Raw genomic sequence first — 24,794 nt, 5'->3', positions numbered from 1 at the left:
CGATGGATTGGCGGGATCAAGGGGCGTTGCTGTCGGTGCGCAAGCATGGCGAAACCTCTGTCATCATTGATGTTTTTACTGCCGAGCACGGTCGTCACGCGGGTGTGGTGCGCGGCGGCGTTAGCCGCAAGATCGCGCCGACCCTGCAGCCCGGCGCGCAGTTGGACGTTACATGGCGCGCGCGGCTGGAAGAGCATATCGGTAGCTATACTGTCGAGCCTTTGCGCAGTCGCGCGCTTGTCCTGTCGGATCGCACGGCGCTGGGTGGGCTGAACGCCATCACCGCGCTGTTGGCCTATGCTCTGCCCGAGCGCGAGCCGCATCCCGTATTGTATGATCGCACGCAATCCATGCTGGATCTTCTGGGCGTCAATGAAGCGTGGCCCACCGCCTATCTGAAATGGGAATTGGCGTTGCTGGAGGAGCTGGGCTTTGGTTTGGACCTGTCCGAATGCGCCGTCACCGGGGTGCGCGATGACTTGGCCTATGTTTCGCCCAAAACGGGGCGAGCGGTGTCAGCCGAAGGGGCAGGGGAGTGGGCGGATCGCTTGCTGCCGCTGCCACCAGAATTACTGGGTGTGGGCGACGGGTCGCTGTCCAATGTATTGGACGGGTTGATGACCACAGGGCATTTTCTGACGCACGGGATCGCGCATGCGTTGGGCGATAAACCCCTGCCTGAAGCCCGAGCGCGGTTTTTGGATCGATTGCGGCGTGATGCCGTCAGCGCGGAGCGGTCTTGAACACCATTTGTCGACCGTCTTCGTTCGACAGGATCAACGTGTTGCCAGAAACTTCCGAGATGCTCATCTGCTTAAGTGCGCTGAAGAAGGCGCTTTCGGATGGAAGATCTGGGCAGGCGCGTTTGGTGGCCGCAATGGGGCCCACCTCGAACCACGGGTAGGGGGCGGTTTGCGTTCCAGAATAGGTGTTGCATGGGGCTTTCCCCGCAATCCGCCCCTTTTCAGGAAAGCTGATCGTGGCGCGGGCAGGGAATGGTGTTCCGTCTAGCTCGACCAATGCCCAATGGGTGCTGGTGTCGGCGTAGCCGGATATGGTTTCGTCTTTGCAGCCAGCCATCAAGAAAGCAGCCCCGAATGCAGTCCATAGAAGTGGTTTCATTAGACCAAGATGAGCCTTAGCCACGGGGATTTCCAGCCCTTATGCGTCGCGCAATGCCAGAAGTGCTGCCAAAAGCGTACTAATGGCGTCGTTATCGGCGGTACCGTCGCTGCCGGAAAGAGTGCCGAAGCCGACCAATGCGCCGTGCACGATGTGAACAAAGTCGGGGTTGGGTAGGTTGAGGTCACGCAGAATTTCGCCAAGGTACTGCTCGCGCGATTGATCGACAGAAGTAAAAACATTCGCTACCGTATGGTTTTCGTGCGCCCATGCCCGCACCCGTGCGTCGATGCCGGGCGACAGCGGGGTTTGGGGGTGCGACAGGCTTTCGGAAAAATGTGTAAGCCGTTCCACTGGTTTCGCGTCTGTCAGAGATTGATCTTCAAGGGCGGACAATGACAGCTCTTGCCAATGGGCAAGGACAGCGCTGTGGAAATCCGACAAGTACTTGAAGTGCCAATAAAAAGATCCCTTGGTGGTCTTCATTTGGCGCGCCAAAGGTTCGGCCTTCAGGCTTGTGTGGCCGTGGCGAGCCAAGGCGGACAATCCGGCTAAGATCCAGTCTTCCTTACGAAGTCGCTTTCGTTGATTTGTCATTGGCAGAACTCCATACGGTGCCGTATGTAGTGCTTAGCCTGAATGCGCACTGTACGCAATCGTATGGTGCGAACAGAAAGTTTTGTCCGCACCATATGTGCATTTTACATCAGCCAAGCAGGCGGCGGGCGATGACCTGTGCCTGAATTTCGGCTGCACCTTCGAAGATGTTTAGGATACGCGCGTCGCACAGCACGCGGCTGATTTGGTATTCAAGGGCAAAGCCGTTACCGCCGTGGATCTGCAGCGCGTTATCCGCACAGGCCCACGCGATACGAGCACCAAGCAGCTTGGCCATGCCAGCCTCGAGGTCACAGCGCTGGCCGTGGTCCTTTTCCCAAGCCGAGTAATAGGTCAGCTGACGCGCGACCATGATCTCGACCGCCATCATCGCCAGCTTGTTGGCCACACGGGGGAAGTTGATCAGCGACTTGCCAAACTGTTTGCGGTCTTCGGCATATTGCATGCCAATTTCCAGCGCGTTCTGCGCCACGCCAATGGCGCGGGCGGCGGTCTGAATGCGGGCCGCTTCAAAGGTCTTCATAAGCTGCTTAAAGCCCTGACCTTCTTCGCCGCCCAGAAGGTTTTCACCCTTCACTTTGAAGCCATCAAAGCCCAGCTCGAACTCTTTCATGCCGCGATAGCCCAGAACCTCGATCTCGCCGCCGGTCATGCCTTCGGTCGGGAAGGGGTTTTCATCATCGCCGGGAGTCTTTTCAGCCAGGAACATCGACAGACCACGGTGGTCTTTGCTGTCGGGATCGGTGCGCGCCAACAGCGTCATCACATGGGTCCGCGCTGCGTGGGTGATCCAAGTCTTGTTGCCTGTGACTTCATAGTCGCCATCGGCGTTCTTTACCGCACGGGTGCGCAGCGAACCAAGGTCCGAGCCAGTATTGGGTTCGGTGAACACTGCGGTCGGCAGGATTTCTGCGCTGGCCAGCTTGGGCAGCCAGTGTTGCTTCTGTTCCTCAGTGCCGCCGGCCTCGACCAGTTCGGCCGCGATTTCCGAGCGAGTGCCCAACGAGCCGACACCGATATAGCCGCGCGACAGCTCTTCCGAAACTACGACCATCGAAGCTTTCGACAGGCCCAGCCCTCCGTATTCCTCGGGGATGGTAAGGCCGAAGACGCCCATCTCGGCCAATTCTTCGATGATTTCCAGCGGGATGTAATCATCCTTAAGGTGCCATTCATGGGCGTTCGGGGTCACGCGTTCGTCTGCGTAACGTCGGAACTGTTCGCGGATCATCTCAAGTTCTTCATCCAGCCCGGTGGTGCCGAATGTCGCATGGCCTGCATTGTCTTGCATCAGCTCGACCAGTCGGGAGCGGGCCGCTTGGTTGTTGCCTTCAGCAACCAGCGTATCGATGGCATCGGTGTCCAAAGCAGCACCGTCAACATCCATGTCGGTCAGACGTGCCATTTCGTTCTGGCTCATCATCATACCGCCCTTCATCTGGGCAAGGTATTCACCGAAGGCGATTTGCAGGATCAGCTTTTCCATCTCGCCGAAGCGGCCTTCGTCGGTCAGACGTGTCGCCCAAGCGTTCATTTGGCGAAGGCTTTCGGTATAGGTGGCGAGCCAAGACAATGCGTGGGCGGCGGCTTGGTGCTCTTCCAATTTTGCGCCCGACACGCGGTCGCCATCAGACACAAGCGCACGGACGTTTTCCTTAGCGGCGTTGAAAGTGGCTTCAACCGGGGCAAGGGCCGCGCCGGTCAGGTCAAGAAGGTTGTCGATCAGGGCGCTGGTCATGGAAAACTCCTGTCACATACGGCCGGGATTCGGCTGCTTATTTCGCGTCTGCAGAGAGATAATCCTTTTGCAGTTGCAGCGCAATAAAAATACACCAGAAACCTGAAATGCGAACATATATAACGCATTGGAGTTTTGCGTGGCGTATGGGTTTTATTCCGCTACAAGGGGTTAGACGTAAGGGATACTCATGGGAATTCTGGTTGATCTAAGTATATCGACGCTTGGTTTTGCTCTCGCAATCGCGCTGTTTGCGGGGTTCGTGAAAGGTGTGGTGGGCTTTGGTTTGCCCCTGATCATGATCTCGGGCCTTGCCACTGTTTTGCCCGTCGAGATAGCACTTGCTGCGTTGATCCTTCCCACAGCCACCACCAACGTCCGTCAGGCGTTGCGCCACGGAAGACGCGCCGCATGGGAAGTTGTGCGCAAATATCGGATCTATCTTCTGGCGCTGTTCTTCACTTTGATCCTCAGTGCGCAACTGGTCTTGTTCATGCCACAGCGGTTGCTGTTTATCCTGATCGGCGTTCCAGTCGTTCTGTTCTGTCTCATGCAGTTGCGTGGATGGGTTCCGGTTTTGCGTCCCGAGAACCGAGTGCGGGATGAGAGTGTCATCGCGTCCGTTTCGGGGCTTGTTGGCGGGATTTCAGGCGTGTGGGGGCCGCCGCTTGTGGCCTATCTGATTGCGACCAACACACCCAAGACCGAGCAGATGCTGGCGCAGGGTGTCGTCTATGGGTTCGGAGCTTTGGTGCTTGTGGGTGCCCATGTTCAGTCGGGAGTGTTTAATTCCCAGACAGCCCCTTTGTCCGTGGCCTTGCTGATCCCGGCGTTTCTAGGGATGGCTGTGGGCTATCGCCTGCATGACCGAATGCCACAAAAGACCTTCAAGCGGGCGACATTGGTTGTGCTGACGGTTGCAGGATTGAACCTGATCAGACGCGGGCTGATGGGCTAGGCGATCAGCGCGGGCCAAAGCGCTGCGTTCTGACGGCGGAAGGTGTTTGTGTGGCCGACACTTTCTAACCCGAAATCCTTCGGGTGAAATGTGATGTGTTCGGTCTGAGTGCCCGGATAAAGCTTGGCCAAGCGGGCGACCGCATTTGGTGGAACGGACTTATCATCCGACAGCGATACCATGCGCACAGGGCAGGTCAGCGCGCCTTCGGGTGCTGCGGGAACGGTCGGGTCGGTCGCGGTAAACCCACGTGTTGTGCACCAGCGTTTCCACTGTTTGAATACCGATCCCGGGATGTCGGTGCCCAGCCCCGACAGTTGTTTCGGCACATAGCCCATCGTCGCGACTGAAACCGGTCCGACCCCGAACCACAGCGCCCGCACCAGTGCCTGATAGGGCCAAGGATGATCCGAAGTTTGAACAGGCCCCGAGCACACGGTGATCACGCGCGTGATTTCATCGGTGCGGCTTTGCCGAGCCAAAAGCAGTCCGCCCAGAGAATGCCCCATGACCCAGATCGGCAACCCGGCTGCACGGGCCGACAGCCAATCACGTGCAGCCTGAGTGTCGTGTAGCCCCCAATCCAGCATGGTGGCGGTGACATCTTTCACGGGGCCGCGGGCAGAGGTTGCGAAATCGCGATAGTCGTAAATCAGGCAGGATACGTCTTGTTCCTCGGCCAACCATGTAGCGAAATGGCGATAGAAACGGTGGGGGACACCGGTGGCTCCGTTCAGAACCGCCACAGCACGCGGGTTTTGCGCGGCGAAGAACGTTCCGTTCAGTGGGGCGGGGCCATCTATGGTGACGGTCTGGGACATGCCCCAAGCAAGCGCAAAGTTGACGTGCGCGTAAAGGCTGACTTTGCGTAAGTTCACACGGGTAATGTCATGACGCGTCAGCCCAAAAGAAAACGCCCCGGCGTTGGGCCGAGGCGTTTGTCTAGCTTCTGTGTTCGGCTTAGCCGATGGCGGCGGCTTTCACGTCGTCGTCAATGTCGGCTTCGTACTGTACGAAGTTATCAGAGAACATCTTTACGAGTTTTTGCGCCTGCGCGTCGTAAGCGGCGGCGTCCTGCCAGGTGCGGCGCGGGTCTAGCAGCAAGTCGGCAACGCCTTCCACCATGACCGGAACCTCGAAGCCGAAGTTTTCATCCTTGCGGAACTTGGCTTCGGCCAGCGACCCGTCCAAGGCGGCGGTCAGCAGGGCGCGAGTCGCGCGGATCGGCATGCGCGAGCCGGTGCCGTAAGCACCGCCGGTCCAACCAGTGTTCACCAGCCAGCAGGTTGCGCCGTGCTTGGCGATTTTGTCACGCAAAAGCGCGCCATACTCGGCCGGGCGGCGCGGCATGAAGGGCGCACCAAAACAGGTCGAGAATGTCGGCTCGGGCTCGGTCACACCTTTTTCAGTGCCAGCAACCTTCGAGGTGAAGCCCGACAGGAAGTGATACATCGCCTGCGCCGGTGTCAGGCGCGCGATCGGAGGCAGAACGCCAAACGCATCACAGGTCAGCATGATGATGTTTTTCGGGTGGCCACCAATGGCAGAGTCCGAAGCGTTGGCAATGTAGTGCAGCGGATAGGCGCAACGCATGTTGGCCGTCAGGCTGTCATCTTCGAAGTCCAGCTTTTTGGTCTCTTCGTCATAGACCATATTCTCGATCACGGTCGCGAATTTTTGGGTCGTGGCGTAGATTTCCGGCTCGGCTTCGGCGGACAGGTTGATGGTCTTGGCATAACAGCCGCCTTCGAAGTTGAAGGTGCCGGTGTCCGACCAGCCGTGTTCGTCATCACCGATCAGCGTACGCTCGGGATCAGCCGACAGGGTGGTCTTGCCGGTGCCCGACAGGCCAAAGAAAATGGCGGTGTCGACCGGGTTTCCTGTGGCGTGGTTGGCCGAGCAGTGCATCGGCATGATGCCTTTTTCAGGCAGCAGATAGTTCAGCAGCGTGAAGACCGACTTTTTGTTCTCGCCCGCGTATTCGGTGCCGCCGATCAGGATCAGCTTGCGGTCGAAGTTCAACGCGATCACCGTTTCCGAGCGGCACCCGTGACGCTTGGCATCGGCCAGGAAAGTCGGGCAGTTGATGATGGTGAACTGGGGGTCAAATTCGTCCAGCTCGTCGCGGTCTGGGCGACGCAGCAGGTGGCGGATGAACAGGTTGTGCCAAGCCAATTCCGAGACCACACGCACATCTAGACGGTGTACCGGGTCAGCGCCACCAAACAGGTCCTGAACGTAATAGTCCTTACCCTTCATGTGTTCCAGCATGTCCTCATAAAGGACGTCGAACTTGGCCGGATCCATCGGCGGATTGTTTTCCCACCAGATATGCGGCTCGACGCTGGGGGTTTTGACGACAAATTTGTCCTTGGGAGAACGGCCCGTGTGCTTGCCGGTCTCGACCAGGAAGGTGCCGCCTTGTCCCAGCTTGCCCTCGCCGCGGCCCAGTGCGGCTTCGATCAAAGCTGGTTCCATCAGGTTATAATAGACATTGCCCAGCCCGGTGATGCCTTGATCTTCCAAGCGGCGTGCTGGGTTTACCCGTCCAGTGGTCATTTATTTGCTCCTGTCGCCGGTCCGTCTGTAGCTCCCCGGCGTATCTGTTTCACATGAGAGCGCAGATGCGATTTCTGCACGCCAACCCTCATGTGAACGAGGGCCGGTGTTCGGCCTATAGCACGTCGACTTTCTTAAGGAACAGCGCGCAATGCCGCGTTAGCGCAACCAAGTACGTGTTTGCGCAATCAAAGAGTTTCGTATGCGAAATAAAGACAGATACAATCGCGCTGATTTCTTGGTGAGCAGCGTAAGAAAGCTGCGCGGCATCGTCACGAATCGTAATTCTCAGTTGATTCGCCGTAGATAAAGCGAGAATATGTAATCAAGATATTACGACTAATTGTGGCACGAGCAGTGCGAGGAAGCCTTATGTCTAGGATTGCCTTAGTTGACGACGACAGAAACATCCTGACTTCAGTGTCGATCACACTTGAAGCCGAAGGGTTTGAGGTCGAGACCTATAATGACGGCCAAAGCGCGTTGGACGCCTTTGCCAAACGCTTGCCGGATCTTGCTGTGTTTGACATCAAGATGCCCCGGATGGATGGGATGGATCTGCTGCAGCGCGTGCGGCAGAAGACCTCGACCTTGCCGGTGATCTTCCTGACTTCGAAAGATGATGAAATTGACGAGGTGCTGGGCCTGCGTATGGGTGCAGATGACTATGTCACCAAGCCGTTCAGCCAACGTTTGCTGGTCGAACGCATCCGCGCCTTGTTGCGCCGGCAAGAGGTGATTGCCAGCGACGATGCGGGCGACGTGGAAGAAGCGCGTGTGTTGGAACGCGGCGAACTGCGTATGGATCCACTGCGTCATGCGGTGTCGTGGAAAGGCAAAGACGTATCCCTGACCGTCACCGAGTTTTTGCTGCTGCAAGCCTTGGCCCAGCGTCCTGGTTTCGTGAAAAGCCGCGATCAGCTGATGGACGTTGCCTATGATGATCAGGTCTATGTGGATGACCGGACCATCGACAGCCATATCAAACGTCTGCGCAAAAAGATGCGTACAGCGGATGATGATTTCTCGGCCATCGAGACGCTTTACGGTATCGGATATCGTTACAACGAAGAATGAAGCGCATGTTAGACGCGTCGGGCAGGAAGCGCATGCGCTTGAAGGGCCGAAAAAAATCAAACGAAAGTGACGTCGTTCTGGGCGAGGATTGGATGTCCCCCGACGACGATGACTTTGATACGGTGTTGCCGAACAAGCGGTCCGAACGCGGCCTGATTTCGATCAACCGCTCGCCGCTTGCACGCAAAATCATTACCTTCAACCTTTTGGGGCTGGTGATCCTTGTCGCGGGTGTTCTGTATCTGAACCCGTTCCGCGACAGCCTGCTTTTCCAGCGTGAGCGCGGTCTGGTGGTCGAGGCCGAGCTGATCGCCGACGTGTTTGAAGCCCAACTGGCGCAAGGTGAAGAAGCCGCGCGGATTGTGGAAGAGACCCTGACGGAAGCCACGGACGAACTAACTGGCGAGATCGAGGTCGAAAAAGAAGCGATCGAAACATTAGAAACAGATCTAGCCGAACCAGCGCCATCCGCTTTTGCCAAGACCTTGTCGAAACTGCATCTGCCCGTCGGGCTTGAGGTGTTTGTTTTTGATGAAACCGAAACGCTGTTGGCGACAACGGTCGGACGGGACCGGGACGAACCCACCCCGGTGGACGGGCTTCAGCGCGATGTTGGCTCGACCGTGATCACCGACATGCTGAACTCGGTCTGGGAGGCCGCGTCGGGCATCGCCAACACCGGGCGCGGGCTGGATCAGCCCTTGGACACGGAAAGCATGGCGCGCAGCCTTTATTTCCGTGCAATGCTGGGGGCGACGCAGGTGGCCAACGGGGTCAACCAAAACGGAGGTACGGTCTTTTCGGTCGCCACACCAATCTTGCTGGATGGCGAGCCCAAGGGCGTGGTTGCCATTACCAGCGCCGCAGGGGAACTTGACCTTCTGGTCCGCGCCGAGCGCGAGCAGCTTCTGCAGATGTTCGTGATCGCCATTCTGGTGTCGATTGGTCTGAGCCTCGTCTTGGCCTCGACCATTGCAAACCCGTTGTCGGATCTGGCTACAGCTGCGGAATTGAGCGGTGAAAATGATCCACGCAACGTCAAAACGCGACGGGTACGTATCCCGGATTTGACCGGGCGCCCGGATGAAATTGGGCGTCTGTCCGGCGCCTTGCGGGGCATGGTAACGGCGCTTTATGACCGGATCGACGCTAACGAACAATTCGCCGCCGACGTGGCACACGAGATTAAGAACCCACTGGCCAGCTTGCGCTCGGCTGTAGGGACGCTGCGGCTGGCCAATAAAGAAGAACAGCGCGAGCGCTTGCTGGACGTAATCGAACACGACACGCGGCGATTGGATCGCCTTGTCAGTGACATTTCCAACGCTTCGCGTTTGGACAGCGAACTGGTACGCGAAGATGAAGAAGAATTCGATCTTCTGCGGATGCTAAACAGCCTGACGGACTATTTGGGTGGCGAGGCGCAGAACAAGGGTGTCGACTTTATCACCGACCTACCGAATGATCCGATCATGATTAGCGGGCTCGAGGCGCGTCTGGCGCAGGTGTTTGTGAACCTGATTACCAATGCGCTCAGCTTCTGCGAAAGTGGGGACGCCATCCGCGTCTGGACCCGCCGTCGCGAGAACCGTGTGTTGGTCGTCGTCGAAGACACCGGCCCCGGCATTCCTGATCAGGCGCTGGGCAAGATCTTCAATCGCTTCTATTCCGAACGCCCACAGAACCAGTTTGGCAACAATTCGGGCTTGGGTCTGGCGATTTCGAAACAGATTGTCGAAGCTCATGGCGGCGTGATCTGGGCTGAAAATATTCGCCCGACAGACGCGGATCTGACATCAGACCCGCTGGGCGCACGCTTCGTGGTGGGTCTGCCCGTATGAACGATACACCCATTGCTGCCCAATTTCACGCGACCTCGGTTGCTGTGGGTGAAGCAGCGGTGATGATCACTGGCCCATCCGGGTCTGGGAAATCCGCTTTGGCGCTGGAGCTGATCGGGCTGGGCGGACAACTTGTGGCTGACGACCTGAGCCAGATCGTGATCGAGGGCGACGCGCCTTACGTGATCGCTCCGCCCGAGATGCCCGGCGTGATCGAGGCGCGTGGAGTGGGCTTGATCAACGTTCCCCATTGCCCCAAAGCCCGCCTGCAATTGGTGGTGGATATGGGGCAGATCGAAATGTCGCGCCTTCCTACCTCACCAGCAATCACAGAAGTTAACGGTTGCGCGATTGAATGCTTGTTCCGCGTCGATGCACCCTATTTCGCAATAGCGGTCTTCAACTTGCTGCGTCACGGACGCCACGCGACCGCAGAATAAGCTGGCGGGACTTTGGTCCGCCTTTAAATTGCGCTATATGCCTCGGACAGTCACCCAGACGCCTGCTCGGAAGGAGGGGCAATGTCGGATCGTAAATCGAAATCTGGACAGAAGATCGTGTTGGTCACCGGCCCGTCCGGCGCTGGCCGTACGACCGCGATTCGTGTGCTCGAAGACATCGGGTACGAGGTTATCGACAACCTGCCCCTGTCTTTGATCGACCGTGTTCTGTCCGGCCCTGCTTTGACGCGCCCCTTGGCGCTGGGCGTCGATGTGCGAAACCGTGATTTCTCGACCGAAATGCTGCTGCAGGTGATCGAAGACCTGCGCGAGGATGATGGCTTCGCGGTTGAGGTTCTGTATCTCGACTGCTCGCGCGATATGCTGGTGCGTCGGTATTCGGAAACCCGCCGCCGCCACCCGTTGGCCCCGGACGAAACACCCGATTTGGGCATCATGCGTGAGATCGAGCTGCTAATTCCGATCCGTGGCCGCGCGGATGTGTTGATTGATACGTCTGACCTATCGCCACACGATCTGAAAGACGAGATCATGCGTTGGCTGTCCGTATCTGGGGCGGAAGAGCTTGCGGTGTCGGTCCACTCGTTTTCCTATAAACGCGGGGTGCCGCGTGGGCTGGATATGGTGTTTGACGCTCGTTTTCTGCGCAACCCCCATTGGGAACCCGCCCTGCGCGCGCTGGATGGGCGCAGTCACGAGGTATCGGACTATATCGCCGAAGACCCCCGGTTCGCGCAGTTCTTTGATCAGGTGCAAAATCTGGTCGAATTTCTGATCCCAGCCTTTGGTGAAGAAGGCAAAGCACACCTTTCGATTGGGTTTGGGTGCACAGGTGGCCAGCATCGCTCGGTTGCCCTTGCGGAAAACTTGGCAAAGGCGCTTGCAACTCGCGAATGGCAGGTGTCAATTAGACACCGGGAATTGGAACGCCGCGCCGGGACAGCAGCGGCATCAACATCGAGGGTTTAGCGTGATCGGTATCGTGATCGTCGCGCATGGCGGGCTTGCAAAAGAATATCTGGCAACGGTCGAACATGTGGTCGGCCAACAGCCGGGTATGCGTGCGATTTCCACGGCCGCAGAGTGTGACCGTGAAGACAAAAGGTCCGAGATAGCAGCCGCCGCGGACAGTGTAGATCAAGGCGATGGCGTCGTGATCGTTGTGGACATGTTCGGTGGATCGCCTGCCAATCTTTCGCTTCCCGCGTGTTGCAAAACCGACCGCAAGATCCTTTACGGCGCCAACATGCCCATGCTGTTGAAACTGGCAAAAACCCGCCATCTGTCGGTCGAAGCGTCGACCCAGAAAGCATTGGCTGCGGGTCGAAAGTATATTGACTGCATTGATGTAAGCGAGGATTGACGCGCTATGACCACGAACCGCGAGTTTGAGATTATCAATGTGAAGGGCCTGCATGCGCGGGCCTCGGCCAAGTTTGTTGATACGGTCGAGAACCACGATGCACGTGCGCGGGTATCGAAAGATGGGCTGGACGCTGACGGAGATTCGATTATGGGTCTTTTGATGCTTGCTGCCTCGCAGGGGACAAGTATTCAGGTCGAAACCTCGGGTCCGCAAGCAGCCGAGCTGCTGGACGCGCTTGAGGCTTTGGTGGCTGACAAGTTCGGCGAAGGCATGTAAAGCTGCAACGTGGCAAGGATGAACGAAACGTGACGCATGAAGCGGAAACCCCGGTGGCGCAGGCCAATCCGACGGCTGCGGTCCCTCAGCAATATGACCGTCGCAGCCTAACCTATGCCAATTCGTTCAACAATCCGGTCCAAGGACTGATCATCCGCACCGTCGAATGGTTCACCGGAAAGCTGTCGATCCTGCGAATGGTGCGCAAGCTGGAACGCCGTGGCGCGCCCAAAGGGCAAGCCTTCTGGGGCGCATGTCTGGACGTTATGGGTGTGCAGGTGCAGACCCCGGATGACCAGCTGGCAAATATCCCGGCGGATGGCCCGGTGGTCGTCGTGGCCAATCACCCGCATGGCTTGACCGATGGGATGGTTCTGGCCGAGCTAATTGGCCGTCGCCGTGACGATTACCGCATTCTGACCCGTTCGGTTTTGGACGGGCTGGACGAGGTTGCCTCGTCCTACATGATTCCGGTGCCGTTCCCGCATGACCCGGAAGCACAGAAAAAGATGGTCGAGATGCGGGCCGAAGCCATGGCGCACCTGAAACAGGGTGGGTTGATCACTCTGTTCCCATCGGGCGTCGTTGCATCCTCGGACAGTTTGATGGGGCCGGCGATTGAGCGCGAATGGAACGTGTTTACCGCGCAGATGATCCGCCGATCCGGCGCACGGGTTGTGCCAATTTTCTTTCCCGGAGCGAACTCGCGCTGGTATCAAATCGCCAACCGCCTGTCGGCCACGATGCGGCAAGCGCTGCTGCTGCACGAGATCGTCAAAAGCTGCAACCGTCCCATCGCACCTGTCGTTGGCAAAGTACTAACGGACGAGGAAATGGCCACGCTGCAATCAGACCCGCGCGGGTTTATGGCATGGCTCAGGGCGCATACGCTGGCACTGGCTGGCAAGTAAGGGAAAAAAGGCCCCAGCGGGGCCTTTTTTGTTTCTAGGGGTCAGCGCGTGGGCATCGGCACCTCGCCGCGATAATCATAGAACCCGCGTCCAGCTTTGCGTCCGACCCAGCCAGCTTCCACGTATTTCACAAGCAAAGGGCAGGGGCGGTATTTGGTGTCCGCCAGCCCGTCATGCAGCACGTTCATGATCGCCAGACAGGTGTCCAAACCGATAAAGTCGCCCAGCTCCAGCGGGCCCATCGGGTGGTTCGCACCCAGCTTCATCGATGCATCAATAGACGAGACCGATCCGACGCCTTCCAAAAGCGCATAGCAAGCTTCGTTGATCATCGGGATCAGGATGCGGTTCACGATAAAGGCGGGATAATCCTCGGCGCTGGCGGCGGTTTTGCCAAGCTTTTCCACCACGGCCAGACAGGCCTGATAGGTGGGCTCGTCGGTGGCAATGCCTCGGATCAACTCGACCAGTTTCATCAAAGGTACCGGGTTCATAAAGTGAAAACCCATGAAGCGTTCGGGGCGGTCAGTGCCGCTGGCCAGACGAGTGATCGAAATGGAAGATGTGTTCGAGGTCAGGATCGTGTCCGCCCCTAGATGCGGCAGAAGGGTATCGAAAATCTGCTTCTTGATGGATTCGTTTTCGGTGGCGGCTTCGATCACCAGATCGGTCGGGCCAAGATCGGGCAGTGACAGCGTGGTGCTGATCCGCCCTATGGCGTCGCTCATGTCATCTGCCGAAATCAACTCGCGAGAGACCTGACGCTCCATGTTTTTGGTGATGCGGGCGATGGCGGCATCCAGACTGTCTTGGCTGATGTCATTCAGGCGAACTTCGTATCCGGCAAGGGCCAGAACATGCGCGATGCCATTGCCCATTTGCCCGGCGCCGATAACGCCAACTGTCTCGATGCTCATATAACTTTCCTTCTGGTCGCGCCGCGCAGGGATGACCCGGCGTTGCGTCTGCTTGCTGACAGAGTATGCCCCGCGCGGTTGCAGGCGCAAGGGTTAAGCAAGGCTGAAGGAAACATCGAGCATTTTAGGCTTAGCATTTTGGCAATCCTTTGGGCCGACACTGCATCTTGGGTGAAGAATGAAGGAGTGGGTGGCATGGCCTATGATAGCCTTGGGAAAGGGTCGTTGGACTATTTCCCGTGTCGTTACAAAACGTCGAAAATACTGTTCCGTGGACCGAAACGCGATCTAAGCGTGCCCTATGTGGCAGTGCTTGGGGGAACGGAAACCTATGGCCGATTTATGAAGCAGCCCTATCCCGACCTGCTCGAGGTGGGATTGGGGCGTTTGGTGGTGAACTTTGGCTGTCCGAATGCGGGGCTGGACGTGTTCCTGCAGGACCCGACGCTTTTGAAACTGTGCAACAAAGCCAGTGACGTTGTGATCCAGATGCCGGGTGCTCAGAATTTGTCCAACCGTTTCTATGTGGTTCATCCGCGCCGAAACGATCGGTTCTTGCGCGCCTCTAGCATGTTGAAATACCTCTATCCCGAGCTGGACTTCACCGATTATCACTTCACGCGCCACCTGTTGGGCGCGCTGCAATCCACCTGTGAACAGCGCTTCGCGGTAATCCGCAAGGAACTGAAAAACGCGTGGGTGGGGCGCATGAAAGGCTTGCTGTCGCGGCTGGACAAACGCGCGACGCTGGTCTGGATGGCGGACCACCCGGTTGGCCAGATGTCCGAGCGCGCGCTGGGCGCTGATCCCCTCTTCGTCGATCACGCGATGGTCGAGAACATTCGCCCCTTCGTGCGTGATCTGGTCGAAGTGGTGATGACGCCCGATGAAATCTCGTTTGGGCAAAAGGGGCTGGTGCATTCGGAAATGGATGCTGCCGCAGCCGGGATGATGTTGGGTACGCTGGCCCATGAACGGGTGGCGCGTAAACTGGCGGAAAGTCTGTCATCGCAGAGGCTGTAAAAGAAAAGGCCCGCCGGATGGGCGGGCCTTTCGTGTATTCTGTTACTTCGGCTTAGACAGCGTCGGTCAGGGCCGGAACGGCCTCGAACAGGTCGGCGACCAGGCCGAAATCGGCAACTTGGAAGATCGGAGCCTCTTCGTCTTTGTTGATCGCGACGATGATCTTCGAGTCTTTCATACCAGCCAAGTGCTGGATGGCGCCCGAGATGCCCACGGCGATGTACAGTTCCGGAGCAACAACCTTACCGGTTTGACCAACCTGCAGATCGTTCGGAGCATAGCCTGAATCAACCGCCGCACGCGATGCGCCAACTGCGGCGCCCAGCTTGTCTGCCAGTTTCTCGATCAGGGCGAAGTCTTCTTCCGAACCCACGCCACGGCCGCCTGACACAACAACGCCAGCCGAGGTCAGCTCGGGGCGGTCGCTTGCGGCAACCTTGTCTTCAACCCATTCCGACAGGCCGGGGTTGTCAGCTGCGCCAATGGTTTCAACTGCAGCCGAACCGCCTTCGCCAGCAGCGTCGAAGGTCGACGTACGGAAGGTGATGACCTTCTTGGCGTCTTTCGATTTGACGGTCTGCATGGCGTTACCGGCATAGATCGGGCGTTCGAACGTGTCGCCATCGACCACGGCGGTGGCGTCCGAGATCACCATGACGTCCAACAGAGCCGCTACGCGCGGCATGACGTTCTTGGCGTCGGTGGTGGCGGGTGCCACGATGTGCTCGTAATCGCCAGCCAGCGATACGATCAGGGCTGCGGTCGGCTCGGCCAGGCGGTGGCCCAGTGATGCGTCTTCGGCAACCAGAACCTTGGCCACGCCGTCGATCTTGGCAGCGGCTTCACCAGCAGCGGCGGCAGATGCACCAGCAGCCAGAACGGTCACGTCACCCAAAGCTTTCGCAGCGGTGACAGCCTTGGCGGTGGCGTCCAGCGCCAGTTCACCATTGGTAACTTCAGCAAGAAGTAGAACAGCCATTATACAGCCCCCGCTTCCTTAAGTTTCGATACAAGCTCGTCCACCGAGCCAACGATGATACCAGCGGCGCGTTCTGCCGGCTCCGAGGTCTTCACGATCTCGAGGCGCGGGGTCACGTCAACGCCGTAGTCAGCAGCGGTCTTTTCATCCAGCGGCTTTTTCTTGGCTTTCATGATGTTCGGCAGCGACGCATAGCGCGGCTCGTTCAGGCGCAGGTCAACGGTGATGATGGCGGGCATCTTCACTTTGATGGTTTGCAGGCCGCCGTCGACTTCGCGGGTCACAACGGCGCTGTCGCCGTCAATGTCCAGCTCGGAGGCAAATGTGCCTTGCGACCAGCCCAGCAGGGCCGACAGCATCTGACCGGTGGCGTTCATGTCGTTGTCGATGGCTTGCTTGCCTGCCAGAACAATGCCCGGCTGCTCTTCTTCAACAACCTTCGCCAGGATCTTGGCAACGGCCAGCGGCTCGATGTCTTCGTGGACGTCGTCAGCAGCGTTTACCAGAATGGCGCGGTCTGCACCCATGGCCAGAGCCGTGCGCAGGGTTTCCTGAGCCTGCTTCACGCCGATCGACACGACGACGATCTCGTCAGCCTTCCCGGCCTCTTTCAGGCGGATGGCCTCTTCGACGGCAATCTCGTCAAATGGGTTCATCGACATTTTTACGTTGGCAAGATCGACACCGCTGCCGTCCGCTTTTACACGAACTTTCACGTTATAGTCGATCACGCGCTTCACAGGCACAAGCACCTTCATTGGCGTGTATCTCCCAGTTATGCCCACAGGGGGCGGTAATGCTCTCGCGACACGTTTACCGAAATGCTGCATGTGAAAACAGCGTAAAATCGTCACGTCTGGGTCCACCGACGTCGCGTTCTTTCGTTTTGTGGGGGATTCATTGCAAGAATGTTGCCGGGTGGTCGGGTTTGCTTTGATGGTGAAGCGCGTGCATCCTGATCCGGGAATCATAGGAGATCCGCCATGACGCAATCCGAAACCGTCGAAGTTTTTCACGCGCCATCCCGTATCGTCGCTGGTCGGTCCGGTCAGTATTCGATGGAAACCCGAAACCAGATTCCGGGACTTTGGCAGCAGTTCTTTGCGGAGCCGCCAGAAATCGAGAACGTGATTGAGGGTGCATTCTATGGTGTGTCTTACGGCATGACCCCGGACGGCGCGTTCAACTATGCCGTCGGGCTTGAGGTGCCTTCGGAAGTCGAAGCTCTGCCGGAAGGATACTGTCATGTCACCTTGTCGGAAGGCGACTATCTGGTCCTACGCAAATTTGGACCTGTTTCGGACTTGCCGCAGCAATTTGACCGCGTGTTTAGCGAGCTAATCCCTGCAAACTCGGTGGTCCCGCGTGAGGGCGCGGTGTTCGAACGCTATCCGCATGACGAGCGCAATACGCCCGAAGAAATGGCTTACGAAATCTGGGCGCCAGTGCAGGCAATCGGCTAGCGATTCGCCCCCGGAACCCACAACACATCTGCTTTGCCGTCGTCATTCGCCACGCGGGCGGCGACGAAGCACCAGTCGGACAGGCGGTTCAGGTACTTCACGGCCACCGGGTTTACGTCTTCCTGGGTTGCCAGATCGGTGGCCAGACGTTCGGCGCGGCGGGATACGGTGCGTGACAGGTGCAGCTGGGCAGCCAGAGGGGTGCCTCCCGGCAGGATGAAGCTGCGCAGCGGCTCCAGCGCTTTGTTCATCGCGTCGATCTCGGCTTCCAGCCGATCGACCTGTTCCTGCGCCATGCGCAGCGGCGGATAGTCGGCGTCGGCGTCTTTGGCCATGTCGGGGCGGCAGAGGTCTGCGCCCAGATCGAACAGGTCGTTCTGGATCCGGGCCAAGGCCGCGTCCATGTCGCCCTCGGCATGCAGCCGTGCAAGACCAATCGTGGCGTTCGTTTCGTCCACCGTGCCATAAGCTTCAACCCGCGCGTCATGTTTGGGGCGGCGCGATCCGTCACCCAACGCCGTTTCGCCCTTGTCGCCGGTCCGTGTGTAGATCTTGTTCAGAACAACCATCAGTTTCCTCCGCGCAGCCAGATGAACAGCAGGATCAGCGCGATGGCCACGGCCTGTGCCCCAATCCGCCAGCGCATCAATCGGTTCGAGTATTTGTGGGCGGTCTTACCCCCGACACCAAACGACCCTATGCCCAGCATCAAGATGATCAGAACGGCGGCGCAGGACAGTACTACGAGTATGAACAGTGGATCGTCGGCCATGATGTCTTTTCCTTGCGTGTGCGTTTGAAATAGACTCATTTCCCCGGATTTACGAGGGGCATTTGGGCGCAGTCAGCCCTTGGGTGTTAGCCGATCCCCCAAACGTGTCGACAGAAGGCGCTTGGCGATGCCCGCGATATAGGTGGCCGTAGTCACATAATAGCGGGGCTTGGGCTTGGGGTGTTCCAATGCGTGGATCAGCTTTGTTGTTACGGCAGACGGGGGCAGTTCGAATGTGTCTAAGTCGCCGCTGTCGTCATAAAGGCGCTCGCGCAGTTTGGCGTAAAGGTTTCGTCGTGGGCTGTTTTCCCAATCGATCCAGCGTTCGAAATGTGGCTGTGCATTTTCGCGGATCTTGGTGGTGATCGGACCGGGTTCAATCAGGATGATGTCGATGGGCTGGCTCCGCATCTCAAGCCGTAGCGTGTCCATCAGCCCTTCCAGTGCAAACTTGGTCGAGACATATGCCCCGCGCCAAGGAAGCGAGGCAAAGCCCAGCACAGACGAGTTGTGGATCACCCGGCCATGGCCTTGCTTGCGCATCACCGGCAAGACCAGACGGGTCAAGTGGTGATAGCCGAAGAAATTGGTCTCAAAGATTGTGCGCAGGGCGTCGGTGGGCAGATCCTCGACCGCGCCGGGAATGGCATAGGCACCGTTGTTGAAAAGCGCGTCCAAAGTGCCGCCGGTACGGGTCAAGATCTCATCCAAGGCGGATTCCATGCTGGCCTCGTCCGCATGGTCCAAAAGTAGACTTTCCAACCCCTCGCCCCGCAGACGCTCGCAATCGTCTTCTTTGCGGCAGGTGGCAAAGACGCGCCAGCCTCGTTTGGCCAAAGTATGCGCCGCGTCATAGCCAATACCGGACGAACATCCGGTGATTAGAATGGATTTCTGGGTCATGAAGTTCTCCTGCCTCGCCCGAAAGGGGTACGGGGTCGTCACGGATGGGGTCAACAAAAAAGAGGCGCCACAAAGGACGCCCCAAGGTGCTCTTGAAAGGGAACCGCTAGTTAAAGTTGCGGCTTTAGGAATCTCGATGCGATGAACCCGCGCTGGCCGGTGTCAACGACTTTGATCTGGCTCCAACCATCGTCGGTTTGGCCGGTCTCAACCACTTCAGTGCCGCGTGTCAGTTTGTTCACGACGCCATGCTGTGTTGACGGGCCGCCGCGCATATTCACGGTGCTGCCGCTTACAAACATGGTTGGGAAACGGGTGGATAGGCCATCGGTGGTGGTGGGCGCGGTCGGTGCAGGAGCGCCGGTCGCCATCTTGCGCGCTGCGGCTTCAGCCAAGGCGGCTGGGCTGCTGGCGTCGTCCGCCACTGCTGCGGCTTTTATGACAAAGGCACGCGGCGTGGTTTCGGCATCTGACGCGGCGGGCACAAGCGCGGCAGCGGTCAGCGGCACAACAGCCTCGACTTCCGTTTCTTCCACCTTGGCCGAAACGGCAACAATTGTGTCCTGAGCAACAGTTGGTTCTCGTCCAATACGATCGGTTGGCAGACCGTCATCTTGTCCGTAGTGCATCATAGCGGCGCCCATAACGCCCGCTGTCAGCAACGACATGCGAATAATACCCATAGTATCCCCCTTAATCGACAACCATTTAACATCGTACTTCTAAAAAAATCGCGGGGAATGTAATGAGAAATATCCCCCGATAAACCCGCTTGGCAGCTTTACGCGAGTCGCCCTCAAGGATACACCAAAACTATGAATGATGTAACCGACAATCCCGAGAACGAAGGCACCGAGCTGGCCGAGCCTCTGCGCCGTGCCATTGGTGATCGCTATCTGACCTATGCGCTGTCGACGATTATGCACCGCGCTTTGCCGGATGCCCGTGATGGCTTGAAGCCCGTGCACCGCCGCATCTTGTATGCGATGAGCCGCCTAAAGCTGGCGTCCAGTGGCAAGTTCTTGAAATCCGCCAAAATTTCTGGGGATACGATGGGGGACTTCCACCCCCATGGGGATGCCGCGATCTATGACGCGATGGCACGTTTGGCGCAGGACTTTGCGGTGCGCTATCCGCTGGTCGACGGGCAGGGGAACTTTGGCAATATCGACGGCGATAACCCGGCTGCCAGTCGCTATACGGAAGCACGCATGACCTTCGTCGCCGAGGCGATGTTGCAAGGCCTGGACGAAAATGCTGTCGACTATCGCGATAACTATGACGGCCGCCTGACCGAGCCGGTTGTTTTACCGGCTGAGTTTCCGAATCTCTTGGCCAATGGCGCCTCTGGGATTGCTGTGGGGATGGCGACCAACATCCCGCCGCATAATATCCCTGAACTGATTGACGCTTGTCTGCATCTGATCAAAGTGCCGGACGCGCGTGACGACACGCTTTTGAACTATGTGCCCGGGCCGGACTTCCCGACCGGTGGCGTGATTGTCGAGCCCAAGGATAGCATTGCCAACGCCTATCGCACGGGCCGCGGGTCCTTCCGTCTGCGCTGTAAGCACGAGGTCGAGGATTTGGGACGCGGGCAGTGGCAGATCGTTGTGACCGAGATCCCGTATCAGGTTCAGAAGTCTAAACTGATCGAGAAGATTGCCGAGCTGATCCAGACCAAGAAGGTTCCGATTCTGGGCGACATTCGTGACGAAAGTGCGGATGACATCCGTATCGTTTTGGAACCGAAATCCAAGAATGTTGATCCCGAGCTTCTGATGGGTTTGATGTACCGCAACTCGGACCTTGAGACGCGGTTCAGCCTGAACATGAATGTGTTGATCGACGGCGTGACACCGAAGGTCTGTTCGATGAAGGAAGTGCTGCGTGCCTTCCTTGATCACCGCCGTGACGTGTTGCAGCGCCGCTCGCGTCACCGGATGGCCAAGATCGACCACCGGCTTGAGGTGCTCGAGGGCTTTATCGTTGCCTTCCTGAACCTTGACCGTGTGATCGACATCATACGTTATGACGACGATCCCAAAGCCGCCCTGATGCGCGAGGATTGGGGGATCGAGCACGCCCGTGCCATGTCGGAAAGCGACTATGTCAGCCCCGCGCCCGGCGAGGGCGAGCTGTCTGACGTGCAGGCCGATGCCATCCTGAACATGCGTCTGCGCAGCTTGCGCCGTCTTGAAGAAATCGAACTGGTCCGCGAGCGGGACGAGCTGATGGAAGAGCGCGCCGCGCTTGAGGATCTTTTGGACAGCGATGGCCTGCAGTGGGACAAGATTTCCGAGCAACTGAAAGAGTCGAAAAAGCTGTTTGGTAAGAACTTCGAAGGGGGCGCTCGACGCACCCAGTTCGCTGAAGCTGGCGAGGTCGAAGAGGTACCGCTGGAAGCCATGATCGAACGCGAGCCGATCACCGTGGTGTGCAGCCAAATGGGCTGGATCCGCGCCATGTCGGGCCATATCGACCTGACCCGCGAGCTGAAATTCCGCGACGGCGACGGCCCGCGTTTCATCTTCCACGCCGAAACCACCGACCGTCTGCTGGCGTTTGATTCCAACGGTAAGTTCTTCACCATTTCCTGCGCCAACCTGCCCGGCGGGCGCGGCATGGGCGAACCCTTGCGCCTGATGGTCGATCTGCCGAACGAGGCCGAGATCGTGGATCTGTTCATCCATCAGCCCGACCGGAAGCTTCTGGTCGCCTCGAACGAAGGGAACGGGTTTATCGTCAATGAAAGCGACGTGTTGGCCCAGACCAAGAACGGCAAGCAGGTGCTGAATGTGGGCGACGCAACCGCCAAAATCTGTGCGCCTGTCTCAGGTGATCACGTGGCCATAATCTCGGAAAATCGACGCCTGCTGGTCTTCCCTGTGGCCGAGATCAACGAGATGACGCGCGGCAAGGGGGTTCGGTTGCAGAAGTACAACTCGGCCCGTGGCAAGCAGGGCATTCTCGAGCTGGATGGCGGCCTGTCCGATGTGAAGACCTTCAATCTGGACGAGGGTCTGTCCTGGCCCGCCACCGGCGACCGCACGCGCACAGAAAGCGATATGTCGCCGTGGCTGGGCAAGCGCGCCAGTGTCGGCAAAGCCCCGCCTCACGGCTTCCCGCGTAACAACAAGTTCGAGTGATCCGGCAGTGCCTCCAAGCCAATTGACGATCTCATATGCGGGCGAAAAGGGGCCAGTTTTCTGGCTGGCACTGCGCACCAGCATCCTGACAGTCCTGACGCTTGGGTTCTATCGTTTCTGGGCCAAGACCCGCCTGCGTCGGTATTATTGGAGCGCCATTCGTCCCGGCGGCACACCCATGGAGTACGTAGGTGACCCGCTCGAGAAACTTCTGGGTTTTTTGGTCGCTGTGGTCTTCATGGCGTTCTACATTGGCATCGTGAACCTGCTTCTGATGTATTTCAGCTTTGCACTGTTCAATGCCAATTTTGCCGCCTATGGGCTGAGTTTTCTGGGCCTGACTCCGATCATCTTTTTCGCCCAATACCGTGCACGTCGTTACATTCTGGCCCGCACCCGATGGCGCGGTATTCGTTTCGGGCTGGAACCGGGCGCATGGGGCTATAGCATTCGCGCGATGGTTCATTGGATCCTCGCGTTCTGTACGTTGGGGCTAACGTGGCCTCTTACGACTTTATGGCTGGAGAAATACCGTGTCTCGCGCACCTTCTATGGCGATCAACGCTTTGTTCAAAGCGGGGCGAAGGGGCTTTTGTTCGGGGCGATGCGGCATGTCTATTACGCGGTCGGCCTGTCCGTGGTCGGCGGGGCGATGATCTATCTTTATGAAAACCCCGCTTGGGTGTTTTTGTTCTTTCTGTCTGGGGCGTGGCTGATCTATGGGTTGGCCCATTGGCGAGCGGAAAGTTTCAAGCGCATGACCGAAGCTAAGGAACTGGGCGACATGCGGTTTACAGCCAACCCGCGACCGTGGCGGATCATCGGGATCTATGCGCTTGGCGGGTTGATGTTGAATATTGTCATGTCGGCCGTAGTCATCGCGTCGTTCATGGTGCTCATGTTGATCGCCGGGACGGCGGATCTGGAGAATATCGACTTTGAGGCGCTTGAAGGTTTCGGTATCGCGTTTCTGCCCATGGCACTGCTGGCCTATTTCCTGTTGCTGACGCTCACCCGAGCTATGACCCATGCGTGGATCACGCTGCCCTTAGCGCAGCATTTCGCCGAAGTGACGGAAATCGTGAACACGCAGGGCATTTCGCAGATCGTTCAGCGCGACCGTGATGAATTTGCCGAGGCTGAAGGCTTTGCCGACGCGCTGGATGTGGGGGCTGCGATATGAGCCTGCAACACAAAAACGAGGTCTTTGCCGATCTTGCGCAAGGTGAACGCGCCCATCTAACCCGTGTGCGGTTGGATTGCCTTCCCGAGGCGCTGGTCCTGGTTATGCCTGATGGCAAACAGGTCGCATGGCGCTGGGCCAACCTGCGCCGGTTACGCGATCAGGCGGACCGGCGTGTCATGGTGCTGTCGCGCAAGTGCGACCCGGTTACGCGGCTGTATCTGGCCGATCAGGCGGCTCAAGACTATGTGACGCAACACGCCCCGTCGCTCGGCAAACGCGAGCGTACGACTCCCCTGTCCAAATTGGTGCTTTGGGCGGGCGGTGCGGTGGCTTCGGTCGCCGCGATCGTCTTTCTGCTGGTGCCGCTTATGGCAGCGCAACTGGCCGAGATCCTGCCGCCCGAGGGTGAAAAGGCGCTGGGTGACACAACGTTTGAACAAATCCGAACTGCCTTGTCCGAAACTGGGTTTGAGGATCAGCTTAGGATCTGCGACGACCCGGCGGGCAATGCCGCGATGCAGGCCATGTATACGCATCTGAACCCGGATGCAGACTTGCCATATGACGTGCAGATCCACATTCTGGATCACCCGATGGTCAACGCCTTCGCTCTGCCAGGCGGACGGCTGGTCTTTTTCCGAGGATTGTTGGAAGAAGCAGACAACCCAGACGAAGTCGCCGCTGTTCTAGCGCATGAAATCGGGCATGTTGTTTATCGCGACCCCACCCGCGATGCGCTACGGTCCGCCGGATCGCTTGGCGTGCTGGGTCTGTTGTTTGGCGACTTCGCCGGCGGCACCGTTGCCTTGTTTATAGCCAATCAGTTGATCAATGCATCCTATAGTCAAGCCGCCGAGACGCGGGCCGATGATTACGCCCATGATTTGTTGGAAAAGGCCAATATTTCGCCCGTGGCGCTGGGCACGTTCTTCGAGCGTTTGCATGCAGAACATGGCGATGCCGAAGGGATCGTTGCACATTTCGCGTCCCATCCGCAGATGACCGACCGCATCTCGGCAGCGCAGTCGGCGGTGGATCCAAACCGCGCCTATGAAACGATTCTAGACGCCCAATCGTGGCGTGATTTGCAGACGGTCTGCGGTGGCCAGGGACATCAGCCTTCCAACGCTGTTACATTCGACAAGAAAACATGGCCGCAGTCAGAATAAGTTCTCGGCTTAGACGGGGCGCAAGCCCTTGGCAGTCAGACGAAATTTCCATGCTTTTGCTGTGTAGCCGTCAGATTGCGTCTTTTCCTTGCAGGAAGGCCCACGCAAGCCTTGATTTTCTTTCGACAAGGATATAGCTAGCGCGCGATATTGAACCACGGGGTCAGTGACCCCCCCAGACACGAGGCGTAGGGCTCATGGCTAAGGAAAAGTTTGAACGCGGTAAACCGCACGTTAACATCGGCACGATTGGTCACGTTGACCACGGCAAGACCACTCTGACGGCAGCGATCACCAAATTCTTTG

27 protein-coding genes are annotated in these 24,794 nt (G+C 58.1%); 15 read left to right on the top strand and 12 right to left on the bottom strand.

Going from position 1 to position 24,794, the window contains the following annotated elements:
* The first annotated feature begins 2 nt into the window (after nt 1-2).
* Nucleotides 3-743: a DNA repair protein RecO gene (recO, locus tag ACXAH3_RS06090; protein ID WP_474861188.1), complete on the top strand. Its 741-nt coding sequence runs from the start codon at nt 3-5 to the stop codon at nt 741-743.
* Here recO and ACXAH3_RS06085 read toward each other — a convergent pair.
* The 3 genes from ACXAH3_RS06085 to ACXAH3_RS06075 all read right to left on the bottom strand — a co-directional run bounded on the left by ACXAH3_RS06085 (nt 724) and on the right by ACXAH3_RS06075 (nt 3,478).
* The gene (locus tag ACXAH3_RS06085) at nt 724-1,122 is read right to left on the bottom strand and encodes an META domain-containing protein (protein ID WP_474861187.1); all 399 of its coding nucleotides are present in this window, start codon (nt 1,120-1,122) and stop codon (nt 724-726) included. The two genes, recO and ACXAH3_RS06085, sit on opposite strands and share 20 nt — an antisense overlap.
* Before the next feature lie 39 nt (nt 1,123-1,161).
* Complete coding sequence (locus tag ACXAH3_RS06080; protein ID WP_474861186.1) at nt 1,162-1,719, bottom strand: TetR/AcrR family transcriptional regulator; 558 nt, start codon at nt 1,717-1,719, stop codon at nt 1,162-1,164.
* Between the two features lie 109 nt (nt 1,720-1,828).
* The gene (locus tag ACXAH3_RS06075; RefSeq protein WP_474861185.1) at nt 1,829-3,478 is read right to left on the bottom strand and encodes an acyl-CoA dehydrogenase family protein; all 1,650 of its coding nucleotides are present in this window, start codon (nt 3,476-3,478) and stop codon (nt 1,829-1,831) included.
* 190 nt (nt 3,479-3,668) lie between these two features.
* Here ACXAH3_RS06075 and ACXAH3_RS06070 point away from each other — a divergent pair, with 190 nt between their 5' ends.
* The gene (locus tag ACXAH3_RS06070) at nt 3,669-4,436 is read left to right on the top strand and encodes a sulfite exporter TauE/SafE family protein (protein WP_474861184.1); all 768 of its coding nucleotides are present in this window, start codon (nt 3,669-3,671) and stop codon (nt 4,434-4,436) included.
* Here the strand turns inward: ACXAH3_RS06070 and ACXAH3_RS06065 are convergent.
* Entirely contained in the window at nt 4,433-5,314 is an 882-nt protein-coding gene (locus ACXAH3_RS06065; protein WP_474861183.1) for an alpha/beta hydrolase family protein, read from the bottom strand. The genes ACXAH3_RS06070 and ACXAH3_RS06065 overlap by 4 nt on opposite strands.
* An 82-nt stretch (nt 5,315-5,396) precedes the next feature.
* Nucleotides 5,397-6,995, bottom strand: a complete 1,599-nt coding sequence (locus tag ACXAH3_RS06060) for a phosphoenolpyruvate carboxykinase (protein ID WP_474861182.1) — start codon at nt 6,993-6,995, stop codon at nt 5,397-5,399.
* A gap of 372 nt (nt 6,996-7,367) precedes the next feature.
* Here ACXAH3_RS06060 and ACXAH3_RS06055 point away from each other — a divergent pair, with 372 nt between their 5' ends.
* From ACXAH3_RS06055 to ACXAH3_RS06025, 7 genes are all read left to right on the top strand, one after another.
* Complete coding sequence (locus ACXAH3_RS06055) at nt 7,368-8,072, top strand: response regulator transcription factor (RefSeq protein ID WP_474861181.1); 705 nt, start codon at nt 7,368-7,370, stop codon at nt 8,070-8,072.
* Nucleotides 8,073-8,164: 92 nt separating this feature from the next.
* Nucleotides 8,165-9,913, top strand: coding sequence for a sensor N-terminal transmembrane domain-containing protein (locus tag ACXAH3_RS06050; RefSeq protein WP_474861180.1), 1,749 nt, complete (start codon nt 8,165-8,167; stop codon nt 9,911-9,913).
* The gene (locus tag ACXAH3_RS06045; protein WP_474861179.1) at nt 9,910-10,353 is read left to right on the top strand and encodes an HPr kinase/phosphorylase; all 444 of its coding nucleotides are present in this window, start codon (nt 9,910-9,912) and stop codon (nt 10,351-10,353) included. Before ACXAH3_RS06050 ends, ACXAH3_RS06045 begins: the two co-directional genes overlap by 4 nt.
* 81 nt (nt 10,354-10,434) lie before the next feature.
* On the top strand, nt 10,435-11,343 hold the full coding sequence (rapZ, locus tag ACXAH3_RS06040) for an RNase adapter RapZ (RefSeq protein WP_474861178.1): 909 nt from the start codon (nt 10,435-10,437) through the stop codon (nt 11,341-11,343).
* 1 nt (nt 11,344) lies between these two features.
* The gene (locus tag ACXAH3_RS06035) at nt 11,345-11,737 is read left to right on the top strand and encodes a PTS sugar transporter subunit IIA (protein ID WP_474861177.1); all 393 of its coding nucleotides are present in this window, start codon (nt 11,345-11,347) and stop codon (nt 11,735-11,737) included.
* Nucleotides 11,738-11,743: 6 nt separating this feature from the next.
* Complete coding sequence (locus tag ACXAH3_RS06030; protein ID WP_474861176.1) at nt 11,744-12,016, top strand: HPr family phosphocarrier protein; 273 nt, start codon at nt 11,744-11,746, stop codon at nt 12,014-12,016.
* Nucleotides 12,017-12,045: 29 nt separating this feature from the next.
* Complete coding sequence (locus ACXAH3_RS06025) at nt 12,046-12,927, top strand: lysophospholipid acyltransferase family protein (protein ID WP_474861175.1); 882 nt, start codon at nt 12,046-12,048, stop codon at nt 12,925-12,927.
* Between the two features lie 41 nt (nt 12,928-12,968).
* Here ACXAH3_RS06025 and ACXAH3_RS06020 read toward each other — a convergent pair whose 3' ends face one another.
* Nucleotides 12,969-13,844: a 3-hydroxybutyryl-CoA dehydrogenase gene (locus ACXAH3_RS06020; RefSeq protein ID WP_474861174.1), complete on the bottom strand. Its 876-nt coding sequence runs from the start codon at nt 13,842-13,844 to the stop codon at nt 12,969-12,971.
* 195 nt (nt 13,845-14,039) lie between these two features.
* On the opposite strand from ACXAH3_RS06020, the gene ACXAH3_RS06015 reads away from it, so the two are divergent.
* Nucleotides 14,040-14,867: a DUF6473 family protein gene (locus ACXAH3_RS06015; protein WP_474861173.1), complete on the top strand. Its 828-nt coding sequence runs from the start codon at nt 14,040-14,042 to the stop codon at nt 14,865-14,867.
* 52 nt (nt 14,868-14,919) lie between these two features.
* Here the strand turns inward: ACXAH3_RS06015 and ACXAH3_RS06010 are convergent, their stop codons facing one another.
* Nucleotides 14,920-15,846 (bottom strand): electron transfer flavoprotein subunit alpha/FixB family protein, encoded by a 927-nt coding sequence (locus ACXAH3_RS06010; protein ID WP_474861172.1) that lies wholly within the window; start codon nt 15,844-15,846, stop codon nt 14,920-14,922.
* The gene (locus ACXAH3_RS06005; protein ID WP_474861171.1) at nt 15,846-16,604 is read right to left on the bottom strand and encodes an electron transfer flavoprotein subunit beta/FixA family protein; all 759 of its coding nucleotides are present in this window, start codon (nt 16,602-16,604) and stop codon (nt 15,846-15,848) included. The genes ACXAH3_RS06010 and ACXAH3_RS06005 overlap by 1 nt, the downstream gene beginning before the upstream one ends.
* A gap of 225 nt (nt 16,605-16,829) precedes the next feature.
* Between ACXAH3_RS06005 and ACXAH3_RS06000 the strand changes: the two genes are divergently transcribed.
* Entirely contained in the window at nt 16,830-17,309 is a 480-nt protein-coding gene (locus tag ACXAH3_RS06000; RefSeq protein ID WP_474861170.1) for a GyrI-like domain-containing protein, read from the top strand.
* On the opposite strand, the gene ACXAH3_RS05995 is transcribed toward ACXAH3_RS06000, so the two are convergent.
* From ACXAH3_RS05995 to ACXAH3_RS05980, 4 genes are all read right to left on the bottom strand, one after another.
* Nucleotides 17,306-17,878, bottom strand: a complete 573-nt coding sequence (locus ACXAH3_RS05995; RefSeq protein WP_474861169.1) for a cob(I)yrinic acid a,c-diamide adenosyltransferase — start codon at nt 17,876-17,878, stop codon at nt 17,306-17,308. The two genes, ACXAH3_RS06000 and ACXAH3_RS05995, sit on opposite strands and share 4 nt — an antisense overlap.
* Nucleotides 17,878-18,081: a twin transmembrane helix small protein gene (locus ACXAH3_RS05990; protein ID WP_474861168.1), complete on the bottom strand. Its 204-nt coding sequence runs from the start codon at nt 18,079-18,081 to the stop codon at nt 17,878-17,880. Before ACXAH3_RS05990 ends, ACXAH3_RS05995 begins: the two co-directional genes overlap by 1 nt.
* 72 nt (nt 18,082-18,153) lie before the next feature.
* On the bottom strand, nt 18,154-18,984 hold the full coding sequence (locus tag ACXAH3_RS05985; protein WP_474861167.1) for an SDR family NAD(P)-dependent oxidoreductase: 831 nt from the start codon (nt 18,982-18,984) through the stop codon (nt 18,154-18,156).
* Between the two features lie 110 nt (nt 18,985-19,094).
* On the bottom strand, nt 19,095-19,667 hold the full coding sequence (locus ACXAH3_RS05980) for an SH3 domain-containing protein (RefSeq protein WP_474861166.1): 573 nt from the start codon (nt 19,665-19,667) through the stop codon (nt 19,095-19,097).
* Nucleotides 19,668-19,799: 132 nt separating this feature from the next.
* Here ACXAH3_RS05980 and ACXAH3_RS05975 point away from each other — a divergent pair, with 132 nt between their 5' ends.
* The 4 genes from ACXAH3_RS05975 to ACXAH3_RS05960 all read left to right on the top strand — a co-directional run.
* On the top strand, nt 19,800-22,133 hold the full coding sequence (locus ACXAH3_RS05975) for a DNA topoisomerase IV subunit A (protein WP_474861165.1): 2,334 nt from the start codon (nt 19,800-19,802) through the stop codon (nt 22,131-22,133).
* Between the two features lie 7 nt (nt 22,134-22,140).
* On the top strand, nt 22,141-23,316 hold the full coding sequence (locus tag ACXAH3_RS05970; protein ID WP_474861164.1) for a DUF898 family protein: 1,176 nt from the start codon (nt 22,141-22,143) through the stop codon (nt 23,314-23,316).
* Nucleotides 23,313-24,488 (top strand): M48 family metallopeptidase, encoded by a 1,176-nt coding sequence (locus tag ACXAH3_RS05965; protein ID WP_474861163.1) that lies wholly within the window; start codon nt 23,313-23,315, stop codon nt 24,486-24,488. The genes ACXAH3_RS05970 and ACXAH3_RS05965 overlap by 4 nt, the downstream gene beginning before the upstream one ends.
* 197 nt (nt 24,489-24,685) lie before the next feature.
* Nucleotides 24,686-24,794 (top strand): GTP-binding protein (locus ACXAH3_RS05960; RefSeq protein ID WP_474861802.1); only part of this gene is annotated, 109 nt, incomplete at its 3' end.

It is taken from the genome of Aliiroseovarius sp. ABM4_368 (genome assembly GCF_056161205.1).
Note: the sequence above shows the minus strand (reverse complement) of the source record. Positions and strands in the feature narration are given on the sequence as shown.